This is a genomic window from Kitasatospora sp. A2-31 (assembly GCF_022288725.1).
In the GTDB taxonomy this organism is placed as follows: Bacteria; Actinomycetota; Actinomycetes; order Streptomycetales; family Streptomycetaceae; genus Kitasatospora.
This window is the reverse complement of the sequence record NZ_JAKNTA010000107.1, coordinates 1-1,862: the sequence shown is the minus strand read 5'-3', so window position 1 is coordinate 1,862 and position 1,862 is coordinate 1. Positions and strand designations below refer to the sequence as shown.

1 protein-coding gene and 1 pseudogene are annotated in these 1,862 nt (G+C 73.4%); both read right to left on the bottom strand.

The window, feature by feature from the left end:
• The coding region (locus tag MCM47_RS39915) for a 3-hydroxyacyl-CoA dehydrogenase NAD-binding domain-containing protein (protein ID WP_238951744.1) at window positions 1–1,369 on the bottom strand (1,369 nt) is incomplete at its 3' end.
• A gap of 49 nt (window positions 1,370–1,418) precedes the next feature.
• A pseudogene (locus MCM47_RS39910) lies at window positions 1,419–1,862 on the bottom strand (acetyl-CoA C-acyltransferase); the annotation flags it as partial.

Below are 1,862 nucleotides of genomic sequence, written 5' to 3'. Positions count from 1 at the left end.
GCAGGCCGATGAAGTCGGCGGTGCGCTCGACGCCCTCGGCGAGCAGGCCGATCGGCAGGGTGGAGGTGTTGGAGCAGAGCAGCGCGTCCGGCGCCACCACGCCCTGGACCTCCTGGAACACCTTCTGCTTGAGCTCGGGGTTCTCGAAGACGGCCTCGATCACCGCGTCGCACCCGGCCAGGTCGGCGGGCTCGGCGGTGGGGGTGATCCGGGCCAGCAGTTCGTCGCGCTGCGCCTCGGTGGAGCGGCCCCGCGCCACCGCCTTGTCCAGCAGCCCGGCGGAGTAGGCCTTGCCGCGCTCGGCGGCCTCGGCGGTGACGTCCTTGAGCACCACCTCGATGCCCGCCCTGGCGCAGGTGTAGGCGATGCCCGCGCCCATCATCCCGGCGCCGAGCACGGCGACCCGGCGGACCGCCCGCTTCTCGATCTCCTTCGGGCGCCCGGCACCGGAGTTGACCGCCTGCATGTCGAAGAAGAGCGCCTGGATCATGTTCTTGCTGGTCTGCCCGCAGGCCAGCTCGGTGAAGTAGCGGGCCTCGATCACCATCGCGGTGTCGACGTCGACCTGGGCGCTCTCCACCGCGGCCGCGAGCACGTTGCGCGGTGCCGGGTAGGGGGCGCCGGCCAGCTGCTTGCGCAGGTTGGCCGGGAAGGCGGGCAGGTTGGCCGCGAACGCCGGAGTGGCCGGGGTGCCGCCCGGGATCCGGTAGCCCTTGACGTCCCAGGGCTGGACGGCGGTCGGGTTGGCCCCGATCCAGGCCCGGGCCCGGGCGGTCAGCTCCTCGGGGGTGTCGACCAGCTCGTGCACCAGGCCGTGCTCGAGTGCCTGGGCCGGCCGGTACTGGCGGCCCTGGAGGAGCACCTTCAGCAGGGCGTCGGTGATGCCGAAGAGCCGGACGGTGCGGACCACGCCGCCGCCGCCCGGCAGCAGGCCGAGGGTGACCTCGGGCAGGCCGATCCGGCTGGCCGGGGTGTCCAGGGCGATCCGGTGGTGGCAGGCGAGCGCGATCTCCAGGCCTCCGCCGAGCGCGCTGCCGTTGAGGGCGGCGACCACGGGCTTGCCGAGGGTCTCCAGCGTGCGCAGGGCGCGCTTGATCCGCATCGACTTCTCGAAGACGGCGGCGGCGTCCTCGGGCCGGGCGGCCGAGAGCATCCGCAGGTCGCCGCCGGCGAAGAAGGTCTTCTTCGCCGAGGTGACGACCACGCCCCGCAGCTCGTCGCCGAGGCCGGCCAGCCGCTCCACGGTGGCCTCGAAGTCGGCCGTGAAGGCCTCGTTCATGGTGTTGACGGACTGGGTGGGGTCGTCGAGGACGAGGGTGACCACGCCGTCCTGGTCCTGCTCCCAGCGGATGGTGGTGGTGTCGCTCATGAGGTTCGGGTCTCCAGAAGGGGCCGGGGAGGGAGGTGCCGGGGCGGGATCAGATGCGTTCGACGACGGTGGCGATGCCCATGCCGCCGCCGACGCAGAGGGTGGCCAGGCCGTACCGCAGGTCGCGCCGCTCCAGCTCGTCGATCAGGGTGCCGAGGATCATCGCGCCGGTCGCGCCGAGCGGGTGGCCGAGGGCGATCGCGCCGCCGTTGACGTTGACCTGGTCGGGCCGGAAGCCCATCTCGCGGACGAACCGGAGGACGACGGCGGCGAAGGCCTCGTTGATCTCGACCAGGTCGATGTCGGCGGCCGTCAGCCCGGCCTTGGCGAGCGCCTTGCGGGTGGCGGGGGCCGGGCCGGTCAGCATGATGGTGGGCTCGGAGCCGGACACCGCCGCGGAGACGATCCGGGCGCGCGGGCGCAGGCCGTAGCGCTCGCCGATCCCGCGGTTGCCGATGGCGACCAGGGCCGCGCCGTCCACGATCCCGGAGGA